The organism is Bradyrhizobium sp. USDA 4502 (assembly GCF_054063355.1).
This window is the reverse complement of the sequence record NZ_JBSSGF010000001.1, coordinates 5,076,927-5,098,975: the sequence shown is the minus strand read 5'-3', so window position 1 is coordinate 5,098,975 and position 22,049 is coordinate 5,076,927. Positions and strand designations below refer to the sequence as shown.

Sequence of the window (22,049 nt, the reverse complement as noted above, 5' to 3'; positions counted from 1 at the left end):
TGATGAGGCTGCCAACGAGTCCGCACAAAGCGCGGCCCGATGATAAACTCCGCGGCCGTCTCAAGCACGACGGCCACCAGCCGGGCCGCGCATGCTTCGAGGCTCGCTACGCGAGCACCTCAGCATGACGGGACGAAGAGCGCGCTGGTCCGCGATAAGACGTCGATCTCACCCGGCCTTCGGCCGGTACGCCGCGAAGAACACGCGCGTCGCGCTGTCTACGACGGTTGCGATCCGCTCCGGCGAGGGCGACGGCTTGGCCTGGAAGATGAACGCCTGGAACAGCGTCGCCTGGCACATCTGCATGAATTGCCAGGCCGCGAGCTGGTAGTCGTCGATCACGAGCTCGCCGAGCGCGGCGCGCGCCTCGAGATAGGCGGCGAAGCGGTCGACGGTGTGGGCGATGACGTGGGTGTAGAACCGGCTGCCGAGCTCGGGCATCCGCTCGGCGATCGCCATCACGGTGCGGATCGCCGAGCCGCCGCCGGGCCGGCACAACACCGCGACATAGGCGCGGCCGAATTCGGGGAGGGTGGTGTCGACGTCGCGCGCCGGATCGAAATTGAAGGCGACCTTGCCCTGCTCGAGCTTTTCCTCCTCGACGATCGCCGCGAACAGCCCGGCCTTGTCGGGGAAATAGACGTAGAGCGTGCCCTTGGAGACGCCGGCAGCGCGCGCGATCTCGCCCATGCTCGCGCCGTCAAAGCCGAGCTCCAGGAATACCTTGCGGGCGCCGTCCAGGATCTGGCGGCGTTTCGACGATTCCTCCTCGCCGACGGACTGGAGGGAGGTTCGGGGCGCTGCAACCATTGATTTAGCTTCTCGGGAAAGAACTCAACCCAAAGTAGGAAAGGGAAGAATCGAAGCTTTATAATCTAGCGGGCGGGAATGTATATTGACCGAACCGTTCGGTCAATGGTATCTTGGGAGTGACGATGCGCCGCACGGCCCTTATTCCGCCATCGCGCGCGTCAAGATTTTTGTGGGGAGCCTCGGCCATGGCCGCAGCACGGGATCAGGCTGCACGCATTGTTCGTTCCGAGCCTGAGATGGCCGAGGACGCGATCGCGCGCGATGCATCCGCCGATCTCGGCGAGCAGGGCCGTGCTGACGAAGCTAAGCGTCCCGCGGAGGCGCCGCCCGCGTCTGCGCCCGAACAGCCGGCGGCTTCGTCCACTGCGGCGCCGGCGCCGAAATCCGGCAAGCGCAAATTCGTGATGATGGGCGTGGTCGGCCTGCTCGCGCTCGCTGCCGCGAGCTATGCCGCCTATTACCTGATGGTCGGGCGCTTCTACGTCTCGACCGACGATGCCTATGTCCGCGCCAACAACTCCATGCTCGGCGCGCGCGTCGCGGGCCATATCGCGGCGATCCTGCCCGGCGACAACGCGCTGGTGCGCGCAGGCGACGTAATCTTCCGGATCGATGATGGCGACTACCGTATCGCGGCCGACGCCGCGCGCACCAGGATCGCGACCCAGCAGGCGACGATCGAGCGCATCGGCCGCGCCAGGTTGCGGCGGCGGCGAGTTCGGTCGAGCAGGCGCAGGCCCAGCTCGTGTCCGCGCAGGCCGGCCTGAAGCGCGCCGATCTCGATTTCGATCGTCAGCAGGCGCTCAGCACCAAGGGTTTTGCCTCGCGTGCCACCTTTGAAGTCTCGGAGGCCGGCCGCGATCAGGGCGCGGCCAGCGTGCGATCCGCGCAGGCGGCCTATGATGCCGCCAAGGACAATGTCGAGGTGACCAAGGCGCAGCAGGCCGAGGCCCGCGCCCAGCTCGCCGAATTGCAGACCCAGCTCGCCAAGGCCGAGCGCGATCTCGAATTCACCAACGTCCGCGCGCCGGTCGACGGCACCTTCTCCAACCGCCTGGTCAACACCGGCGACTACATCAATGTCGGTCAGCGGCTCGGCAATGTGGTGCCGCTCGACGGCGTCTACATCGACGCCAACTATAAAGAGACCCAGCTCAAGCGCATCCGCACCGGGCAGCGCGTGACGATCAAGGTCGACGCCTACGGCTTCCGCAAGTTCACCGGCCTCGTCGACAGCATTTCGCCGGCGGCAGGCTCGGTGTTCACCTTGCTGCCGCCCGACAACGCCACCGGTAACTTCACCAAGATCGTGCAGCGCCTGCCGGTCCGCATCCGCGTGCCTGCCAGCGTCGCCAGGCAGGGCCTCTTGCGCGCCGGCATGTCGGTCTACACCACCGTCGACACCCGCGAGGGCGCGGCCGATGCCGACGCCGAAACCGATCTCGACGCGCCGATGATGATCCATCCGCAGTGATGTCTTGAAGCTTCGGACAGAGTCCGAGGCTCGGAGCCGATGAGCCCATGGCTGATACGACCACTGCTTCACCCTCGATGATGACCGGCGCCTCGGAGTCCGAGCGCATCCAGCCGAAGCGGCTGGTTGCCTTCATCATCATGGTGTTCGGCATGTTCATGTCGATCCTGGACATCCAGATCGTCTCGGCCTCGCTGTCCGAGATCCAGGCCGGCCTGTCGGCATCCTCGACCGAAGTGTCGTGGGTGCAGACCGCCTATCTGATCGCCGAAGTGATCGCGATTCCGTTGTCCGGATTCCTGTCGCGTGCGCTTGGCACGCGGCTGTTGTTCGCGATCTCCGCGTTCGGCTTCACCGCCTCGAGCCTGCTGTGCGGCTTCGCCTCCTCGATCGAGCAGATGATCCTGTGGCGCGCGCTGCAGGGTTTTCTCGGCGCCGGCATGATCCCGACGGTGTTCGCCTCGGCCTACACGATCTTCCCGCGCACCAAATTCCACATCGTGGCGCCGATCATCGGCCTCGTCGCGACGCTGGCGCCGACCGTTGGACCGACCGTCGGCGGTTACATCACCGACCTGATGTCGTGGCACTGGCTGTTCTTCATCAACATCGTGCCCGGCGTCATCATCACGGCAGGCGTGCTGGCGCTGGTCGATTTCGACCAGCCGAACTTCGCGCTGCTCGAGCGCTTCGACTGGTGGGGCCTGATCTTCATGGCCGGTTTCCTCGGCTCGCTCGAATATGTGCTGGAGGAGGGTCCGCAATATGAGTGGCTGCAGGACACCTCGGTCGCGGTCTGCGCCGCGATCGGCTTCGTCTCGGCGGTCGCGTTCTTCTGGCGCGTCTTGACCGCGGAGGAGCCGATCGTCGATCTCTACGCCTTCAGTAACCGCAACTTCGCGGTCGGCTGCGTGCTGCAGTTCTGCATCGGCATCGGGCTCTATGGCCTGACTTACGTCTATCCGCGCTATCTCGCGGAGGTCCGCGGCTACAGCGCGCTGATGATCGGAGAGACCATGTTCGTCTCCGGCGTCACCATGTTCTTGATGGCGCCGGTGGTCGGGCGGCTGATGCAGAAGGTCGATCTGCGCTACATCATCGCCTTCGGCCTCGTGACCTTCGCGCTCGGCTCCTGGCAGATGACCTGGATCACCCGCGACTATGATTTCTACGAGCTGCTGCTGCCGCAGATCCTGCGCGGCATCGGCATGATGTGCGCGATGGTGCCGACCAACAACATCGCGCTCGCGACATTGCCGCAGGATCGCGTCAAGAACGCCTCCGGCCTGTTCAACCTGATGCGCAACCTCGGCGGCGCGGTGGGTCTCGCCGTCATCAACGAGGTGCTCAACGACCGCACCGATCTGCACATCTCGCGGCTGCATGACCGCGTGACCTGGGGCAACACCACCGCGGTCGAGACCCTCAACATGTTCACCCAGCGCATGCAGGGCATGGGCGATTCCGCCATCATGGCGATGAAGCAGCTCTCGCAGATCGTGCACCGCCAGGCAGCGGTGATGGGCTATGGCGATGCCTTCTTCATGCTGTCGCTGTTCTATGTCGCGCTCAGCCTTCTGGTGCTGTTCGTCAACAAGCCACCGTCGATGACCGCGAGCGGCGGCGACGCGCATTAGGTGTCATCTGTTTTTCGTAGCCCGCATGAGCGAAGCGACATGCGGGACCGATCTCAGCAGTTCATCACTAAGCGTGACGCGGCGCCGAATATCGCTTCGCTCATCCGGGCTACGAAGCTTCCAGATCTCAGGCGCTGATCTGTATTGACGCAAGCGTCTGCTAGTCTGCAGTATTCTAACATCGTAGCCCGCATGAGCGAAGCGACATGCGGGACCGATCTCAGCAGTTCATCACTGAGCGTGACGCGGCCCCGGATATCGCTTCGCTCATCCGGGCTACGAAGCTTCGAGATCCCAACCGCTGATCTGTATTGACGCAAGCATCTGCTGATCTGCAATATTCTAACATCGTAGCCCGCATGAGCGAAGCGACATGCGGGAGCGATCTCAGCAGTTCATCACTGAGCGTGACGCGGCGCCGAATATCGCTTCGCTCATCCGGGCTACGAAGCTTCGAGATCCCAGGCGCTGATCTGTATTGACGCAAGCGTCTGCTAATCTGCAATATTCTGGCATCGTAGCCCGCATGAGCGAAGCGATATGCGGGAATGCTGCGGGAGCTGGGGCATGGTCAGATACCGACGCAACTTCATCCCGGGCGGTACCTTCTTCTTTACGGTCACACTCGATGACCGGCGATCCAGCCTACTCGTGGATCATATCACGGCGTTGCGGGATGCGTTCGGTACCGCCCGTCGCGAACGTCCGTTCTCCGTCGACGCAGTGGTGGTGCTCCCCGATCACCTCCACGCGATCCTTACACTGCCGCAAGGCGATTCCGATTTTGCAGGTCGTTGGCGTCGGATCAAAGGACACTTCAGCAGCCGGTTGCTTGCTGCCTCGATAGACCTGAAGCGTCGATCGAATGGTGATCTGGCGCTTTGGCAGCGGCGGTTTTGGGAGCACACAATCCGCGATGAAGATGACTGCGCGCGGCACGTTGATTACATCCATTTCAACCCAGTCAAGCATGCCTTGGTCCAGCGTGTGTGTGACTGGCCACATTCCTCGTTTCATCGCTATGTGAGGGAGGGTGCGTTGCCATTCGACTGGGCGGGCGATGCGGGAGAAGGCGGAAGTTTTGGCGAACGTCCTGAGTGAGGAGAGTTGGTGGATCGTCATTCGTAGCCCGCATGAGCGAAGCGATATGCGGGACCGATCTCAGCAGTTCATTACTGAACGTGACGCGGCCCCGGATATCGCTTCGCTCATCCGGGCTACGGACTGCCAGCCGATTGGGTGGGTGACGCGGGAGAAGGCGGAAGTTTTGGCGAACGTCCTGAGTGAGGAGAGTTGGTGGATCGTTACTTGTAGCCCGCATGAGCGAAGCGACATGCGGGGAGCGCGCTGACCAGATTCGATGATCGCAACCGGGGCGCCCGGATATCGCTTCGCTCATCCGGGCTACGAACGTGTGCCGTTGTCGCCGGGCTGAGTGCATCGCATCGGCGCGCGGGCTGCGCCCGGTCGCGTGAATAGCTGGTGTCGCCGACACATTGACGCACTCACGCCGATGTTACCTTGCCAATCGCGCGTGATGCATTTATAAGCAGCGCTTCCTTACTCGAACCGGGGAGATGCGCATGAAGCCGTTTATTTCGCAGATCGCGCGCCCGCGTTCGACGGTGCTGGACGCCTTTACGCGTTAGCTCCCTGCGCTGATCGAGCCTGATCCCCGATCAGCAAAACGTCCCAACAATTTATCGACAATTTCCAGCGGCGCTCGCGGTCGGATTCCGCCCGCACGTCGCCTCAGATGGAGCCGGCGCGCGCTGCAAAAGCGTGGCCGGAATGTGCCATGACCTCTCTGACGACCAAGCGGCCGGCCGCAATCCGGATCGTGCTCCCCTTTGTCTTCCGCCATTGGCTGGAACAGCCGCTGCGTGCCTCCGCGGTGACGGCGGGATTCCTCGGCGCAACCGCGGCCGACCTGTTCATGCCGGTGTTTTCCGGCCATCTGGTCGACGCGCTGACCGCGGGCGCGACCGATGCGGCCGCGCGCCATGCGGCGATGCTGGCGTTCGGCGCCATCGTCGGCCTCGGCGCGCTGTCGCTGGTGCTGCGGTTGGTCGGCATCCAGACCATCGTGCCGTTCACGCTGAAGACGATGTCCGATGTCGGGCAGCAGGCCTTCATGCGGGTGCAGCGCTTCTCGACCGACTGGCACGCCAATTCGTTCGCCGGCTCCACCGTGCGCAAGATCACGCGCGGCATGTGGGCGCTCGATTTGCTGAACGACACCATCCTGATGGCGCTGCTGCCGTCGGTCGTGGTGCTGGTCGGCTCGATGATCCTGCTCGGCGTGCATTGGCCGCAGCTCGGCGCGGTGATCGCGGTCGGCTCGGTGATCTATGTCGCGATGACCATGATGTTCCAGGTGCGCTACGTGGCGCCTGCCGCGCGCGTTTCCAATGCGTGGGACACCAAGGTCGGCGGCACGCTGGCCGACGCCTTGACCTGCAACGCGGTGGTGAAGTCGTTCGGCGCGGAGACGCGCGAGGACATGCGGCTCGACGGCGTCATCAGCCGCTGGCGCCGGCGGGTGCGGCGGACCTGGTTCCGCTACAACCACACCTCGACGGCGCAGCTCGTGGTGCTGCTGTGCTTCCGCGCCTCGGTGATCGGCGGTGCGATCCTGCTGTGGGCGCAAGGCCGCGCCACGCCGGGCGACGTCACCTATGTGCTGACCAGCTACTACATCATCCACGCCTATCTGCGCGATGTCGGCATGCACATCAACAACCTGCAGCGTTCGGTGAACGACATGGAGGAACTGGTGCAGATCCATGGCGAGCCGCTCGGCATTGTCGATGCGGATGATGCTGGGACGATCGACATCCAGGGCGGCCGCATCGTGTTCGACGACGTCACGTTTCACTATGGCGGCCATCGCCGGCCGCTCTATGACGCCCTGTCGGTCGACATCGACGCCGGCGAGCGGGTCGGCCTGGTCGGCCGCTCCGGCTCCGGCAAGACGACCTTCGTCAAGCTGGTGCAGCGGCTCTATGACGTCTCCGCTGGCCGGATCCTGATCGACGGTCAGGACATCGCCAAGGCGACGCAGCAATCGCTGCGCAGCCAGATCGCGATCGTGCAGCAGGAGCCGATCCTGTTCCACCGCACGCTGGCGGAGAACATCGCCTATGGCCGGCCGGGCGCCGGCATGGAGGCGATCGAGCAGGCGGCGCGGCTTGCCAATGCGCACGACTTCATCATGCGGCTGCCGAAGGGTTACGGCACGCTGGTGGGCGAGCGCGGCGTCAAGCTGTCGGGCGGCGAGCGGCAGCGCGTGGCGCTGGCACGCGCCTTCCTGGCCGATGCGCCGATCCTGATCCTGGACGAGGCGACCTCGAGCCTTGATTCGGAATCCGAGGCGCTGATCCAGCAGGCGATGGAACGGCTGATGAAGGGCCGCACCTCGATCGTGATCGCGCACCGGCTGTCGACCGTGCGCAGCATGGATCGCATCCTGGTGTTCGACCGCGGCGAGATCGTCGAGCAGGGCACCCATGAGGTGCTGGCCGCGCGTCCCGGCGGCATCTATCGCGGCCTGTTCGAGCGCCAGGCGACCGAGTTCGGCCAGGCCGCGGCTGAGTGAGATGGCGCATGGCTGGAGCGCCGGTTCTGATTGGATCAGAACCGGCGCTCCCGTATCGCCCGCGCTATTTCGGCGCCAGCCCGTTCCACACCAGCGCGACGCCGGACAGGAACAGCAGCAGCAGCACGACGTCGGAGAAATTGCGGTCGCTGAGCGCGTGATAGAGCCGCGCGCCGAGCCAGGCGCCGAGCAGCGTCCCCGGAAACGCGCACGCCACCAGCCAGATGAGCTCGGGCTTCACCAGGCCGCTTGCGATCTGCACGCAAAGCGCGGCCGCCAGGATCGTGAAGTTGAAGATCTGGAACACGCCGCGGCGCTGCTGCTTGCCCCAGCCGCGCACGCTGGCCCACAGGATCGGCAGCGGGCCGGACAGTCCGGCGAGGCCGCCGAGGATTCCGCCGGCAAAGCCGATTGCGCCGTCGGCCCATTTGCCGCCGAAGGCGATCGACATCGGCTTGCGCTGCAGGAACAACGCGGTCGGAAACACCAGCAGGAAGACGCCGATCGTCAGCTTGAAGACCTCGGGGTCGGCCCGCGCGATCAGCAGGATGCCGATCGGCACGCCGGCGAGGCCTGCGATGACGAACGGCCAGACCAGACGGAAATCGATGCTCTTCCAGATCGACGGCAAGGTCGAGAGCTGCGCGATGACCGAGCAGACCAGCACCAGCGGCACCGCGAGCGTCGGCGGCAGCACATAGAGCCAGATGCCGAGCGCCATCAGCGCGGTGCCGAAGCCGGCAAGGCCGGAGACGAAACCGCCGGCAAGCGCGCCGAAGAACAGGATCGCATAGCTTGCCGGGGTCATCGAGGCCTTTCAATCGTCATTCCGGGGCGATGCGCAGCATCGAACCCGGAATCTCGAGATTCCGGGTCTGGTCCTGCGGACCATCCCGGAATGACAAAGGGAGGGGAGCGACTGCACGTTTACACAACGTGCATCGTGGGTACACTTCAAAATCGCCGCTCATCAACGATAATCGGAATGGAAGCATCCCCAATGACTGCGAGCATGCCTGCGAACTCACAAAAAACCTTTCTGGTCTGTCACGGCGCCTGGTCGGCAGGCTGGGCATGGAAGAAGATGCATCCCCTGATGCAGGCCGCCGGGCATCGGCTGGTCACGCCGAGCTACACCGGGCTTGGCGAGCGCGCGCACCTTGCGCATCAAGGACTCGACCTCGAGGCGCATATCCAGGATGTGCTCAGCGTCATCAGTTACGAGGACCTGCACGACATCGTGCTGATCGGGCACTCCTATGGCGGCATGGTCGCGACCGGCGTCGCCGACCGGGTGCGCGAGCGCATCGCGCAGATGATCTATATCGACGCCTTCGTGCCGCGCGACGGCCAGTCGCTGTTCGATCTCAACGAATCGGCGATCGAGACCATGCGTGAGTTCGCGAGCGACGGCGACGGCTGGCGTATTCCGCCGATGCCGGTGCCGCCGGACACGTCGCCCGCTGACGTCGCATGGCTGAGCGCGCGGCGCGTCGACATGCCGATCAAATGCTTCGAGCAGAAATTGCGGTTGAAGCACGGCGAGACCAGCCTGCCGCGCAGCTACATCTACGCCACCCGCGCCACGCAGGCCGACACGTTCGGCCAGTTCGCCCGGCGCATCAGGAACGAAGCCGGCTGGCGCTATTTCGAGATCGACGCCAGCCACTCGCCGAACGTCACCGCGCCGGAGGTGCTGATGGCGATGCTCATGGAAATTGCCGCCTAGTCGGGGCGATGCCAAAGATCGCACCCGGCATCCCGAGCTTCGCGGCGCATTGCTCTCGAAAACGCCGCGGCGCCGTGGACAGAAGGTGCGGGCTCTTCGCCATGTGGCGCGGCCCGCACGCATGCCCTGCGATCAGTCGGCGCTGGCCTTTTCCTGCATCGCCGCCTGCAGTTTCTTGATGTCCGCGGGCGTGAGTTGCGGCCGGTCGACCTTGATGGTGAGTTTGTTGAGCTTGGCCGTCAACGGGAATGGAGGCTTGTAGTCTGCATCGTTCACGCCCGTGAGCGTGTCGGAGCCGATGTCGAAGCTCTCGTCCCACTGGAGGATCATCGGCAGCGTCTTCTCCATCTTCTGGCTGGCAACCGCCTTGCCGTCGACCTTCAGCGTGCCGGTGCCGGGCTGAGCGAGGCCGCTGAAATCGTTGTACGCGAGCGTGCCGGCACCAATGCCGTCGTATTTGAAATCGAACTCAACCGTGTGTTGGCCCGGCGACAGCGCATCAGGGCCCTCCCACCTGATGCGTTCGAGATCGACCATGTTCCAGAGGAAGACCGGTTTGCCCTGCAGCAGGTAGAAGCCATAGCCGGCGAAGCGGCCACCCGAAGTCAAGATCATGCCTTCGGCACCGCCCTGCGGCACATCAATGTCCGCGGTGATCGTGTACGAGGTATTGAGCAGCGCCGGCGAATCCCCCTGCGGCAATCCCGTCATCGGCCGCGTGTACACGAATTCCTTGCGGCCGGCGGTGATGTTCGGGCGCGGCGCCACGATGCGGGCCGCGACTGAAGCATCGAGCGGGAAAACTTGATACTTCCTGGCTTCGGAAACGAACTTCTGCCGCATCGCCTTGACCTTCTGAGGGTTCTGCGCCGCGATGTCGTCGGTCTGGCTGAAGTCGTTGTTCAGGTTGTAGAGCTGGAAGACCTGATTGTTGAGCGGGTCCGGGTTCGCCGGGCCGAACGTCTGCCACGGCGCGCGGTTGACTTTGGTGGAGAGCATCCAGCCCTCGTCATAGAGAGCCCATTGGCCGAACATCTCGAAGTACTGGGTCTTGTGACGCGAGGAGGTCTTCGCGTTCGCCGCGTCGAAGGTGTAGGCGAAGCTCGTGCCTTCGATCGGCGCCTGCTTGATGCCGTCGACGACTTCGGGCGCGCGGATGCCCGCCGCTTCGAGGATCGTGGGGACGACGTCGATCACATGCACGAACTGCTCGCGCAAGGCTCCCTTGTCCTTGATGCGTGCCGGCCACGACACCACCATGTTCTGGTTGATGCCGCCGAGCCTGGAAGCGTTCTGCTTGAACCAGTCGAACGGGGTATCAAATGCCCATGACCAGCCGGCCGACATGTGGTTGTAGGTCTGTTCGGTGCCCCAGACGTCGTAGAACTTCATCTGCACGTCTGCCGGCAACTCGTTCAGGCCGTTGAAGAACGCAACCTCGTTTGGCGTGCCGAGCGGTCCACCTTCGGCGCTGGTGCCGTTGTCGCCGTTGATGTAGATGACAAGCGTGTTGTCGAGCCGGCCGAGGTCCTGGAATTGCTGGATCACGCGGCCAATCTCGTGGTCGCTGTAGGCGGCGTAGGCGGCAAAGACCTCGACCTGGCGGATGAAGAGCTTTTTCTCCACGGGGCTCAACTGGTCCCACGGCTTCAGCATTTCCTTGGGCCATGGTGCGAGCCTGGTGTTCCCGGGAACGACGCCGAGACGCTTCTGGTTCTCGAGGATGCGCTCGCGCAGCTTCTCGTAGCCATCGTCGAACAGATGCATCGCGCTGATTTTGTCGACCCACTCCTTGGTGGGGTGATGCGGCGCGTGGGTGGCGCCGGGCGCGTATTTGATGAAGAGCGGCTTCGACGGGTCGGTCTGGTGCATCCGCGTCATCCAATCGATGGCGTCGTCGGCCATCGCGGTGACCAGGTTCCAGGTGCCGGGCGGCTTGCCCTGGAACGGATAAATCTGCGTCGTGTTGCGGAAGAGGTTGGGCTCCCACTGGTTGGCGTCGCCGCCGACGAAGCCATAGAAATACTCGAAGCCCATACCGACCGGCCATTGGTCGAACGGCCCGACCTGGCTCGCGGCAAAGGCTGGCGTGTTGTGCTCCTTGCCGAACCACGAAGTGCCGTAGCCGTTGTCGAGCAGGATCCGACCGATTGTGGCTTTATCCTTGCCGATAATGCTGTTGTAGCCCGGGAAGCCGGTCGACTGCTCGGAGACCACGCCGAAGCCAGCCGAATGGTGATTGCGCCCGGTGATCAGCGCGGCGCGGGTCGGTGAGCAAAGCGCGGTGGAGAAGACGCGGTTGTAGCGCAGGCCGTCATTGGCGATGCGGTCCATCGCCGGCGTCGGGATGACGCCGCCAAAGGTGCTCGGCACGCCGAAGCCGGCGTCGTCCGTGATGATCAGGAGCACGTTCGGTGCGTCCTTGGGCGGGACGATACGCGACGGCCACCACGGCTTCGACTGCAGGGCGCCGTCCTTGATAATGCCGCCGAACTTGGGATCGGGTGGCGGAAGCTGCCTTCCGTCGATTGCTGTCGTGGCGCTGGGCGAGCCCGGTGCACCGGTGCCTTGCTGGGCTAGCGCCGACGTGGAGATGAGCAATCCAAGCGTAAGAGCTGACACAGCTTTGGGGCAATGCATGGCGACGCTCCCAAAATAAAAAATATGGGCAGCGTCACCTGTGATGGCGGTCGCAACATTGATGTACATCAAGCCGGAAAGCGCGGGCGAGGATTGGAGCGATCCCGACCAGGTCAGCGGCATTGACCAATGCCGCTGACACGCCCGCGCTGTCCACTTCGGCATACGGCAGGCCGCGCGCAACCGCGACGGCTGACGTATGCCGCGGGATGCCGATGCCGCGCCGGAATCAATCAGCCGCTTGTTTGCCCGGGATCATGCACCGCGCGCGTCGCGGACGGCTTGAGCGACCTTCGTCGCCTGCGATACGCGTCCGATCTTTGCGCCTGCAATGATCTTTCGTCGGCGTTCGCTTGGCTTCGACGCCATGCCTTCGCCCGCGGGGGCTCCAGCCGGGGGACGCGTCGTGAAGTTCGCGGCCCGGTACAGCGCGAGGGCCTTTCGCGCAGCTTCGACATGTGCGGTCCGGGCTGCCAAATTGTGCTGACGCCTCAGCTCCGTGTTGACCCGTTTCAGCGCTGCCGCGAAGACCTGTTTTCGCTCTGAAGCATGCTTGGCGGTTCCTGGAAAGCTCGTGCCGCGAGCCTCGGCCTTTCCGCGGCTCTCTCGCTGCTTCTGTCGGCCGACCGTTCGCTCCTTGTCGCGCATCTTGCGCAAGCGGGGTCGCATGGCCTCGAGCTCGCTCACCTCGACGCCGTAGATGGCGGGATGATGCGTCAGGCGGATTGCTTCATATTCTTCATGGCTGAGGATGCTGCGTTCGAACTTGCAGGCGACCGACATTCCTATTCCTCCTTTTGATCTTCTTGAATCTCGGGGCAGAAGGACACGTCCAGCTGTAGCGGATCATAGCTGCAATGCCGCCGGATGGCCAATCTGCCACTATCCAAACTCGGCCAGCGCTTCGATCGCAGTGATCGATTGTCTTGCTGTGGCGTCAAAGCACAGTGGCTCCTACTTTGGGCTCCTACTGTTCTGCTTCGTCGTCCTTGAGACGAATCCCCTCAGTCCGCAGAGCCGCAAACAGAGCCGCGATATCTTCGGGCTCCATATTGTTGGGGCACATCCCGTTCAGTTGCTCGGTCGTGATCGTGCCGGTACTCCTGGCGATGTCTCTTGCCTTCGCCATGATCTTCTGAAGGTCCATCTGCGATCCTCCGCGAGGGGCACACTCTACGCCCGCGACCCCATGCATGTCGCCTTTTAAGAAACGTGGGCCTGTGGCGGCACTGAAGCGATCGGTTCGCTTCGCTTCGAGTTGAGATAATATCGTTCGAAGTTCGCCGTCGGAATTGCGCAGCGACCGCAACTTTGTCTCGCATGTTCGGCTAAACTGCGACATAATCAGTATCTCGCGTGCTGGTGAGCATGGATTCATGAACCGCAGCCCCGTGCTCGTAGACCTGGCGCTTCAAGGCGGGGGATCGCACGGTGCGTTCACGTGGGGTGTCCTGGATCGGCTTCTCGAAGAACCATGGTTTCAGATTGCGGGCATATCCGGGACATCGGCCGGAGCGATGAATGCAGCCGTGCTGGCGGATGGTTGGACCGCGGGCGGCGCTGCCGGCGCGCGCGAAGCGCTTGAAAAATATTGGCGAAGCGTCTCGCGCGCCGCCGCATTCAGTCCGTTGCAACGCTCGCCGCTCGACCGCCTGATGGGACGCTGGTCGCTTGACAGCTCCCCGGCCTATCTCTTCACCGATTTGATGTCGCGGATGCTTTCACCCTATGACCTCAATCCGCTTGGCTTCAATCCGCTACGCGACATATTGAACGACAGTATCGATTTCGAGCGTCTTGCACGCGCGCCGATCAAGCTCTTCATCACCGCCACGCGCGTGCGTACGGGCCGCGGACGGATTTTTCGCAACGCGGAGATTACCGCGGATGTCCTGCTTGCGTCGGCTTGCCTGCCAACGATGTTTCGCGCGATCGAGATCGATGGCGAGCCCTATTGGGACGGCGGCTACGCGGGTAATCCCACGATTACGCCGCTCGTTCGCGAGACCGACGCGCGCGACACCGTCGTCGTCCAGATCAACCCGACCGAGCGTCCGGAGCAGCCGCGCACGGCCGCTGACATTCTCAACCGGCTTAACGAGATCTCGTTCAACTCGCCGCTGGCAAAGGAGCTGCGGATGATCGCGTTGCTTCGCCAGGTCGCCGACCCCGGTACTGGGGAAGGCGCCCGCTGGGCGCAGATGAAGACGCACCGGATCAAGAGCGACATGCTCGCGACGTTCGGTTCGTCATCCAAGCTTAATGCCGAATGGGCGTTCGTGGCCAAGCTGCACGAGGAAGGGCGGCGAGCCGCCGGCGAATTCCTCGAGGCGCATGGCGCCGATCTCGGTGAGCGTTCGACCGCAGATCTCGATATTCTGCTGGCGGAGTGCTGAGACGATGGGTCTTCTCGGCATTCTCGTCGGGCTTGGACTGCTGGTCTGTCTTGCTTTCCGCGGTTGGAGCGTGCTGCTGCTCGCACCGCTCTGTGCGCTGGTGGCCGCAGCTTTCGGTGGCGAGCCGCTGCTTGCCAACTGGACGCAGACCTTCATGGGTAGTGCGTCGGAGTTTCTCGCGCAGTTCTTCCCTATTTTTCTGCTTGGCGCCGTGTTCGGAAAGCTCATGGATGACAGCGGCGCGGTCGCTGCGGTCGCGGGCTTCATCTCCCGGTGCCTGGGCGAACGCCGGATCATCCTCGCGGTCGTGCTCGCAGGCGCACTGGTTACCTACGGCGGCGTCAGCCTGTTCGTCGCCTTCTTTGTCATCGTTCCGATGGCGCAGTCGCTGTTTCGCACGGCGGGGATTCCACGTCGTCTGGTACCGGCGGCGGTCATTCTCGGGACTTCGACCTTCACCATGTCGGCGCTGCCGGGCACGCCGTCGATACAGAATGCGATACCGATGCCTTTCTTCGGCACGACCCCCTTTGCCGCACCGGGCCTCGGCGTTGTCGCCTCGATCATCATGCTGGGCGTCGGGCTGTGGTGGCTTCTTCGCGCGGAGAAGGCAGCGCATCGCGCAAAAGAGGGATATGGCGACGAGCCGCCGGTGCCGGCGGATGCAGCCGACGATGAGCTGTTGCGCGAGCGGGCTACGACGGCGCGGGAATTCGACCCGGCGGAGCTCCGCCACGGATATCACAGCGATGCCGCCGTCCCGATTTTCAACGCCTTGCTTCCCCTGATCGTCGTCGTCGCCGTCAATCTGGTGATGTCGCTGGTTGTGCTGCCTCGGCTTGATTTCTCGTTCCTGGCCGAACAGCGGTGGGGAAATACATCGCTGGCTGCCGTGGCCGGCGTCTGGTCGGTGGTCGTGGCGTTGGCGGGAGCGATCGTGACGGTCATCCTCTGCAACTGGACGCGGCTGCCCGCATTGCGACGAACCATGGATGCCGGTGCCAACGCGTCGGTCCTGCCGGCGCTGAGCGTCGCAAGCCTTGTCGGATTCGGCGCCGTTATCGCCTCGCTTCCCGCTTTCGGCGTGGTGCGGGACTGGGTGTTGCGAATTGAAGGCGGTCCATTGGTGTCGCTCGCGGTCGCGACGAACATCCTTGCCGCGCTGACGGGGTCGGCTTCCGGCGGCTTGACGATCGCGCTCGATGCGCTGGGACGGACCTATATGGATCTTGCCGCGGAGGCGGGTATTGACCCCGGCCTGTTGCATCGCGTCGCGGTGATCGGTTCGGGAACGCTGGACATTCTACCTCACAACGGCGCTGTCGTTAGCCTGCTTGCGATCTGTGGGCTCAAGCATCGCGATAGCTATCTCGACATTGTCATGGTCGGCATTGTGAGTTCTGTCATTGCTCTCGCAGCGGTGATTGCGATCGGCACCGCATTCGGGTCGTTCTGACGCAAGACGATGGGTTGGCTCTACTTCCCGCCGGCGCGCGTAGCTGGAACGATGCTGATCTGAAAATGGCGAGGGGCCCGGCGTGTCGCGCCGAGCCCCTCATGGTCCATCTTCAAGACGCGTTTTCTTCACGCGAACCGGAAATCCACTTCGCTCGAAAACGCTTTAGAATATCAGCCGGCCTGTAAGCCGGGTTCTGTAGGGCACCATTCTTGCGAATGATGCGCGACGGCCATTCCTCTGGGACAAGGTTCGCACCTTGCCTCGGGCAACCTACCCGGACAGCGGGCCTGACATCGCCCTGCGGTGTTATCGCGCGTGCGCGAACTAACCGCGTTGCCGTCCCTATTCGGTTTTGCTCCCGGTGTGGTTTGCCATGCCGTCTCCGTTGCCGGAAACGCGGTGCGCTCTTACCGCACCTTTTCACCCTTACTTCCTCCGAAGAGGGAGCGGTTCGTTCTCTGTGGCACTTTCCCTGGGGTCGCCCCCGCCGGATGTTATCCGGCACCGCATGTCGATGGAGCCCGGACTTTCCTCCCCCGCGGCCTTTCGGCGCTTGCGGGAGCGGCCGTCCGGCCGACTGACGGGTTACGCATGCGGGCTTTGGCCGCCCGCGTCAAGCGATTGCGATGGTTAACCTTGGCCTGGCGCGCGGCTGGCTCTCGATTTTGACATTCGCAGAGGAGAGGCCTTTGATATCGATTTGATCGATCCAAAGGTCGAGGCGCCATGGATACCGAACTGGCCCGGACGTTCCTGACGGTGGTGAGCGCCGGCAACTTCATCACCGCGGCGGAGCGGCTGCATGTCAGCCAGTCGACCGTTAGCACCCGCATCCACACGCTCGAGCAGCAGCTCGGCTGCGTGCTGTTCGTGCGCAACAAGGCCGGCACCACGTTGACGCCGGCCGGCCGCCAGTTTCAGCGCCACGCCTCGGTGCTGGTCCGCACCGTCGAGCAGGCGCGCCATGATGTCGGAATCCCCAAGGGATTTTCCGCGACGCTGGTGGTCGGCGGCCGCATCGGACTTTGGGAAGAGTATCTGCTGCGCTGGCTGCCGCTGATGACGCGGGCGCATCCCGACATCTCGATCCGCGCCGAGAGCGCGCTCGAGCCCGAGCTGATGCAGGGGCTGGTCGAGGGACGCATCGACATCGGCGTGATGTACACGCCGCAGAGCCGCCCCGGCCTCAAGGTCGAGCAGCTGTTCGAGGAGCAGCTCATCCTGGTGTCGACCGATCCGAAAAGCGCACCGGAGCCGGGACCGGGCTATGTCTATGTCGATTGGGGCCCCGAATTCTACGCGCGTCACGCCACGCTGTTTCCGAATTTCGCCGGCCCCGCGCTGACGGTGAATATCGGCTGGCTCGGATTGCAGCATCTTTTGGAGAATGGCGGCTCTGGCTTCTTCGCGCGTCGTATCGTGGAGCCGCTCCTGAAGGCGCGGCGGCTGCACGCCGTCGCCGGCGCACCTGGCTTTGCGATGCCCGCCTATGTCGCCTATCCGGCTGACAGCCAGGACGATCATCTGGCGCGCGCGGTCGAGACCATGCATCGGCTTGCCGCGTCGCAGGTTAATGCGAGCGCGGACCTGCCGCGGGCCAGGCCTGCCGCGCGGCGGCGGCGCTGACCGCGATTTCTATCGGCATCTCCGATCGATTCCATCGGCTTTCTTCGCTTGTCAGCGCAAACGTCCACGTTCACAGCAGGATCGGGATCAGCAGGAGGTCAAACGATGGATATTGCGGCAGAAGTGGGAGACGCGTTGCTCAAGGGAGCCTCCGACGCGATCGTTGCGACCGATGTCGAAGGCCGTATCACCTTGTGGAATCCCGGCGCGGTCAGGATGTTCGGCTTCAGCGCCGAGGAGGCGATCGGACAATCGCTCGATTTGATCATTCCGGAGAATCTGCGCGCGCGTCACTGGGCCGGCTTCCGGCACACGATGGCGACCGGGACGAGCCGCTACGGTCAGGGCGATCTGCTGTCGGTGCCGGCGCTGACCAGGCACGGGACGCGCATCTCCGTCGAATTCACCATCGAGATGCTGCACGATGCGGCGCACAAGGTCGCCGGCACCGTCGCGGTGATGCGCGACGTGACCAAGCGTTTCGAGGAGCTCAAGGAGTTGCGGCGCCGCGCCGCGCAGCAGGCCGCGACATCGTCGTAAAGGCCGGGAAGCCATGCCGTCATTGCGAGGAGCTCGCGACAAAATTGCGAAGCAATTTTGCGCTGAAGCGACGAAGCAATCCATCGCTCCGCACATGCGACAGATGGATAGCTTCGCTTCGCTCGCAGTGACGCGGATAAGGCTACAAGCAAATGCCAGGTTCTCGGTCATCCCCTCCGGAGCCGATCACGGCCGCTGGAGCTACTTTCCCGATCGCAGGCGGGTCTCCGCCAGCGCGGTCACAAGGCCGATGACCAGCATCGAGGCCACGATGTCGGCTTCCGCACCGAAACCAAATGCGATCACCGTCGCTGCGGCGACCGCCGCAAGGATCGCGATGGTCAGCCCTTCGTCGGCGATCAGCTGACGCAACGCCTTCAGGCGCGTGATGCCCCGTTGCATTGCCTGCTCACACGCCGAGCGGATTGCCGCCCGCGGCGATGTTCGAGGCGACCTGACTGGCGTGGTGGCGCGGTTTCGCCACGATCCGGCTGCGCAGGATTCGGTACAGCATCGACAGCAGGAGCCGGGAAAGGCGTGTGGCTGTCTGCGGCAGTGGTGTCATGGCGAAGTCCTCCGGGCATGCGAAGGCTACGCGCTGCCATGAATTTAACAAACGAATAATATTGGCGATTACTATCGGATTATCCGATATAAGCTGGTTCTGCGGCCCGCCGGGCCGGTGAGACATTCACGCCTGGCGGCCAAAATAATTTATCCTGACGATGTCGTCCTGCGTGTCGCCCGTTCGACTGGGTGTCGGCGATCCAGCCGATCAAGAGGAGTTCTCAAGATGCAATATCTGTTGCTGATCTACCGGAGCGACGCGGAATATGGCCGCATGAATGCCGACGACCGCAAGGCCCTGTCGGCGGAATATGGCGTCTACACCCAGTCCATCATCCAGAGCGGACACTTCAAGGCGGGTGACGGGCTGCAGCCGGTGTCGACCGCGACCACCGTTCGGGTGCGCGACGGCAAGACGCTGACAACCGACGGGCCGTTTGCGGAAACCCGCGAACAACTCGGCGGCTATTATCTGGTCGATGCCAAGGATCTCGACACGGCGCTCGGCCTCGCGGCGCGGATTCCCGGCGCCAAGACCGGCTCGATCGAAGTCAGGCCGGTGATGATCTACGACAAGTGATGGTTTCGTCGTTCCGGGGCGCGCGAAGCGCGAACCCGGAACCTCGAGATTCCGGGTTCGATGCTTCGCATCGCCCCGGAATGACGGTGAGACCATGACCCCCAGCCAGATCGAAAAAGTGTTTCGCGACGAGGCGGGCCGGGCGCTCGCAACGCTGATCCGTCTCGTCGGCGATTTCGACCTGGCCGAAGATGCGCTTCAGGATGCTTTTGCCGTGGCGCTGCAGCGCTGGCCGATCGGCGAATTCCCCTCCAATCCGCGTGCCTGGCTGGTCAATGTCGGCCGCAACAAGGCGATCGACCGCGTTCGCCGCGCGGCGACGTTTCGCGGCAAGCAGCAGGAACTGACGCATCAGATCCTGCTCGATGCAGAGTCCTCGCCCGAGCCGGCCGATGCAACGCTCGACGACGACATGCTGCGGCTGATCTTCACCTGCTGCCATCCGTCGTTTGCGGCGGAGGTCCAGGTCGCGCTGACCTTGCGCACGGTGTGCGGGCTGACGACGGTCGAGGTCGCGCGCGCCTTCCTGGTGAGCGAGGACGCCATGGCGCAGCGCCTCTCGCGCGCCAAGCAAAAGATAAAACTCGCCGGCATTCCCTATGAGGTGCCGGAGCGTGAGGCGCTGGAGCCGCGCCTCACCGGCGTGCTCGCGGTGATCTACCTCGTCTTCACCGAAGGTTATGCGGCGACCGCCGGCGAGGATCTGATGCGGCCCGATCTTGCCCGCGAGGCGATCCGGCTGGCGCGGCTGATCGATGCGCTGATACCGGCGCGCGGCGAGATCAAGGGGCTGTTGGCGCTGATGCTGCTGCATGATGCGCGCCGCGCCGGCCGCCAGACCGCCGGCGGCGATATCGTGCTGCTCGAGGAGCAGGACCGTTCGCTGTGGGATTTCCAGCAGATCGCCGAAGGCCTCGAACTGGTCGAGGAGGCGCTGCGGATGCCGGGCCGGCCGCAGTCCTACGCCGTGCAGGCGGCGATCGCCGCGCTGCACGCGCGGGCGCCGAGTTACAAGGACACCGACTGGCCGCAGATCGCCGGTCTTTACGAGGTGCTGCTGCGCATCAGCCCGTCGCCGGTGATCGAGCTCAATCACGCCGCCGCGGTGTCGATGGTCGATGGTCCGGCGCGCGCGCTCGACCTGATCGACGCGCTGGACGCGCGCGGCACTTTGAAGGGATATGACCAGTTGCCCGCGGTGCGCGCCGACCTGCTGCGCCGCCTCGGCCGCAAGGATGAAGCGCGGCAGGCCTATCTCGCCGCAACGGCAGCCACGCAACTCGAACCGCTGCGCCGGCTCTATGCGCGGCGCATCGCCGAGATGGGGTGACGCACCCCATCTCTTGCGTGGCCAGTGACGGCGCGCCATTTATCCACGATGGTCAGCGCGCCGTGAGGCGTTGAGCGTGCTCAGTACCCTGTCTTTGCCTTGGCGCCGGTGCTCGATTGCCCGGTCGTCGTCCCCTTCGACATGCCGGTCGTGGTGCCGGGTGCCATCTTCTTCTGCGCGTGATGGACCTTCTGGGTCTTGTGATGGGTCGACGACATGGTCTTGCTTTGGGTCGACATAGCGCCAGCGGCTGCCGGAGCGACAATGAGGCCGACGGCGGCGGCTCCTGCGATCAGTGCTTTGAACATGGACGAATCTCCACTCGGACCGCCCCACCTACAAAGACCGCTCATGCCGAAAAGTTCCAACGTGCACGCACACTTGGCCGGTAAATGCACCGCTTCTTGCAACGACGGACGGAGGCGAGCCTAGTGTCCCGAATCCGAAGTTCGCATCATTTGCCGCACCTTCGGAGCGAACTTCGGATTCGATAAGGACACTAGCAAACTTATGATTCTAGTGTGCTTTATGAATGCGAAGTTCGTGAAAGTGGCTGCCGCGAAATCGCACGAACTTCGCATTCAGCACACTAGCTCGACGCGACCACCGTCGCCGCATCCGGCGGCAGGCTCTCGAGCAGCGCGTGCAGTGTGGCCATGGTGGAACGGTCGGCGATCCCGTCGATGCGCTCCGGGCGGAAGTGGCGCTGGAAGGCGGTGACGACCTCCATGGTCGGGCCGTCGAACTTGCCGTTGTTCGGGATGTTGTAGCCGTAGCGCCGGAACGCGGCCTGCATGTTGGAGACGCTGTCGCTGATCGCACCGAGCTGCAGCGCGTCGCCGCGCACGATCGGCGCCGGCTGCACCCAGTGCCCGACGCCGGAATTGGCCAGCGAGTGCCACGGGAATTTCTCGCCGGGATCCTTCTTGCGTCCCGGCGCGACGTCGGAATGGCCGAGCACGCGATGCGGGACCACCTTGCGGCGAAGCATGATGCCGCGGCACAGCGCGATGACAGCCGCGATCTGGCGCAGCGGAAAATCCGGATAGCCCCAATCGTGGCCGCGATTGACGATCTCGACGCCGATCGAGCAGGAGTTGATGTCGTCATCGCCGGCCCACGCCGACACGCCGGCGTGCCAGGCGCGCTTGCTCTCCGGCACGCACTGCACGATGCGGCCGTCCTCGAGCACGATGTAGTGCGCCGAGACCTCGGTGCCGGCCGTGCAGAGCTGGGTGATCGCACCCTCGACGTCGGGCATGCCGGTGTAGTGCAGCACGATCATATCGGGTTGCCGGCCATTGGCGCGATCGCCGAAGTTCGCCGACGGGATCACGTCGGAGGCGATCGAGGAATCCGGCGTGAACGTCTTCGCGTCCGCCACCCCCTTTGGAACAGGGAGGGCGCGCTGACGCTTCGAATCAGCGTTGCCGGACGAAGACGAACTTGAAGCCATACGAATCACTCAAACCCGAACCAGGAGAAAGCATTTTGACACATGGATAAACAAATAGGCGTTTACTATTCCTTTACCGTGCGGGCCGCGCAATCGACCCCTGCCGGTTCCACGATCCGCACGATGCGCTGCGCCATTGTGCCCGGAGTGGGTCGCGAGGGTATCACTCGAATGCGGATCAAAGCCGCGCGATTCCGCTAACCG

19 protein-coding genes, 1 other RNA gene and 1 pseudogene are annotated in these 22,049 nt (G+C 63.8%); 11 read left to right on the top strand and 10 right to left on the bottom strand.

Annotation, left to right across the window (positions count from 1 at the left end; translation table 11 throughout):
* Positions 1-168: 168 nt before the first annotated feature.
* Complete coding sequence (locus ACVW1B_RS23795; protein ID WP_057014977.1) at positions 169-810, bottom strand: TetR/AcrR family transcriptional regulator; 642 nt, start codon at positions 808-810, stop codon at positions 169-171.
* 188 nt (positions 811-998) lie between these two features.
* Here ACVW1B_RS23795 and ACVW1B_RS23790 point away from each other — a divergent pair.
* The 4 genes and pseudogenes from ACVW1B_RS23790 (at position 999) to ACVW1B_RS23775 (ending at position 7,522) form a co-directional block, all read left to right on the top strand.
* Positions 999-2,287 (top strand): annotated as a pseudogene (locus ACVW1B_RS23790) (HlyD family secretion protein).
* Between the two features lie 47 nt (positions 2,288-2,334).
* A complete protein-coding gene (locus ACVW1B_RS23785; protein ID WP_310880695.1) occupies positions 2,335-3,924 on the top strand; it encodes a DHA2 family efflux MFS transporter permease subunit in 1,590 nt (529 codons plus the stop codon).
* Between the two features lie 567 nt (positions 3,925-4,491).
* Positions 4,492-5,025 (top strand): REP-associated tyrosine transposase, encoded by a 534-nt coding sequence (locus ACVW1B_RS23780; protein WP_310880694.1) that lies wholly within the window; start codon positions 4,492-4,494, stop codon positions 5,023-5,025.
* Positions 5,026-5,722: 697 nt separating this feature from the next.
* Positions 5,723-7,522: an ABC transporter ATP-binding protein gene (locus ACVW1B_RS23775; protein ID WP_310880693.1), complete on the top strand. Its 1,800-nt coding sequence runs from the start codon at positions 5,723-5,725 to the stop codon at positions 7,520-7,522.
* A 64-nt stretch (positions 7,523-7,586) separates the two neighbouring features.
* Here the strand turns inward: ACVW1B_RS23775 and ACVW1B_RS23770 are convergent, their stop codons facing one another.
* A complete protein-coding gene (locus ACVW1B_RS23770; RefSeq protein WP_018273026.1) occupies positions 7,587-8,330 on the bottom strand; it encodes a sulfite exporter TauE/SafE family protein in 744 nt (247 codons plus the stop codon).
* 204 nt (positions 8,331-8,534) lie between these two features.
* Between ACVW1B_RS23770 and ACVW1B_RS23765 the strand changes: the two genes are divergently transcribed.
* A complete protein-coding gene (locus ACVW1B_RS23765) occupies positions 8,535-9,251 on the top strand; it encodes an alpha/beta fold hydrolase (protein WP_456779570.1) in 717 nt (238 codons plus the stop codon).
* A gap of 132 nt (positions 9,252-9,383) precedes the next feature.
* Here ACVW1B_RS23765 and ACVW1B_RS23760 read toward each other — a convergent pair whose 3' ends face one another.
* The 3 genes from ACVW1B_RS23760 to ACVW1B_RS23750 form a co-directional block, all read right to left on the bottom strand.
* A complete protein-coding gene (locus ACVW1B_RS23760; protein WP_310880691.1) occupies positions 9,384-11,891 on the bottom strand; it encodes an arylsulfatase in 2,508 nt (835 codons plus the stop codon).
* Positions 11,892-12,146: 255 nt separating this feature from the next.
* On the bottom strand, positions 12,147-12,674 hold the full coding sequence (locus tag ACVW1B_RS23755; RefSeq protein ID WP_310880690.1) for a hypothetical protein: 528 nt from the start codon (positions 12,672-12,674) through the stop codon (positions 12,147-12,149).
* 184 nt (positions 12,675-12,858) lie between these two features.
* Positions 12,859-13,038, bottom strand: a complete 180-nt coding sequence (locus tag ACVW1B_RS23750) for a hypothetical protein (RefSeq protein WP_310880689.1) — start codon at positions 13,036-13,038, stop codon at positions 12,859-12,861.
* A 229-nt stretch (positions 13,039-13,267) separates the two neighbouring features.
* Here ACVW1B_RS23750 and ACVW1B_RS23745 point away from each other — a divergent pair, with 229 nt between their 5' ends.
* Both ACVW1B_RS23745 and ACVW1B_RS23740 read left to right on the top strand, forming a co-directional pair.
* Positions 13,268-14,287 carry a patatin-like phospholipase family protein gene (locus ACVW1B_RS23745; protein ID WP_310880688.1) on the top strand — a complete coding sequence of 340 codons (1,020 nt, stop codon included), beginning with the start codon at positions 13,268-13,270 and terminating at the stop codon, positions 14,285-14,287.
* 4 nt (positions 14,288-14,291) lie between these two features.
* A complete protein-coding gene (locus ACVW1B_RS23740; RefSeq protein ID WP_310880687.1) occupies positions 14,292-15,743 on the top strand; it encodes a GntP family permease in 1,452 nt (483 codons plus the stop codon).
* Positions 15,744-15,912: 169 nt separating this feature from the next.
* On the opposite strand, the gene rnpB is transcribed toward ACVW1B_RS23740, so the two are convergent.
* Positions 15,913-16,327, bottom strand: an RNA gene (rnpB, locus tag ACVW1B_RS23735) — RNase P RNA component class A.
* A gap of 145 nt (positions 16,328-16,472) precedes the next feature.
* Here rnpB and ACVW1B_RS23730 point away from each other — a divergent pair.
* Positions 16,473-17,372 carry a LysR family transcriptional regulator gene (locus ACVW1B_RS23730; protein ID WP_168859073.1) on the top strand — a complete coding sequence of 300 codons (900 nt, stop codon included), beginning with the start codon at positions 16,473-16,475 and terminating at the stop codon, positions 17,370-17,372.
* A 105-nt stretch (positions 17,373-17,477) separates the two neighbouring features.
* Positions 17,478-17,912, top strand: a complete 435-nt coding sequence (locus ACVW1B_RS23725; protein WP_092087651.1) for a PAS domain S-box protein — start codon at positions 17,478-17,480, stop codon at positions 17,910-17,912.
* A gap of 201 nt (positions 17,913-18,113) precedes the next feature.
* Here the strand turns inward: ACVW1B_RS23725 and ACVW1B_RS23720 are convergent, their stop codons facing one another.
* Together ACVW1B_RS23720 and ACVW1B_RS23715 are read right to left on the bottom strand one after the other, a co-directional pair.
* A complete protein-coding gene (locus ACVW1B_RS23720; RefSeq protein ID WP_057014987.1) occupies positions 18,114-18,314 on the bottom strand; it encodes a hypothetical protein in 201 nt (66 codons plus the stop codon).
* A 7-nt stretch (positions 18,315-18,321) separates the two neighbouring features.
* A complete protein-coding gene (locus ACVW1B_RS23715; protein ID WP_176937094.1) occupies positions 18,322-18,477 on the bottom strand; it encodes a hypothetical protein in 156 nt (51 codons plus the stop codon).
* Positions 18,478-18,705: 228 nt separating this feature from the next.
* Between ACVW1B_RS23715 and ACVW1B_RS23710 the strand changes: the two genes are divergently transcribed.
* Together ACVW1B_RS23710 and ACVW1B_RS23705 are read left to right on the top strand one after the other, a co-directional pair.
* Positions 18,706-19,059 (top strand): YciI family protein, encoded by a 354-nt coding sequence (locus tag ACVW1B_RS23710; RefSeq protein WP_057014988.1) that lies wholly within the window; start codon positions 18,706-18,708, stop codon positions 19,057-19,059.
* A gap of 94 nt (positions 19,060-19,153) precedes the next feature.
* Positions 19,154-20,389, top strand: coding sequence for an RNA polymerase sigma factor (locus ACVW1B_RS23705; protein WP_310880686.1), 1,236 nt, complete (start codon positions 19,154-19,156; stop codon positions 20,387-20,389).
* 80 nt (positions 20,390-20,469) lie between these two features.
* On the opposite strand, the gene ACVW1B_RS23700 is transcribed toward ACVW1B_RS23705, so the two are convergent.
* Both ACVW1B_RS23700 and ACVW1B_RS23695 read right to left on the bottom strand, forming a co-directional pair.
* Complete coding sequence (locus tag ACVW1B_RS23700; RefSeq protein ID WP_016840052.1) at positions 20,470-20,697, bottom strand: hypothetical protein; 228 nt, start codon at positions 20,695-20,697, stop codon at positions 20,470-20,472.
* A 281-nt stretch (positions 20,698-20,978) separates the two neighbouring features.
* Entirely contained in the window at positions 20,979-21,845 is an 867-nt protein-coding gene (locus ACVW1B_RS23695; protein ID WP_310880685.1) for an N-acetylmuramoyl-L-alanine amidase, read from the bottom strand.
* Positions 21,846-22,049: the final 204 nt, after the last annotated feature.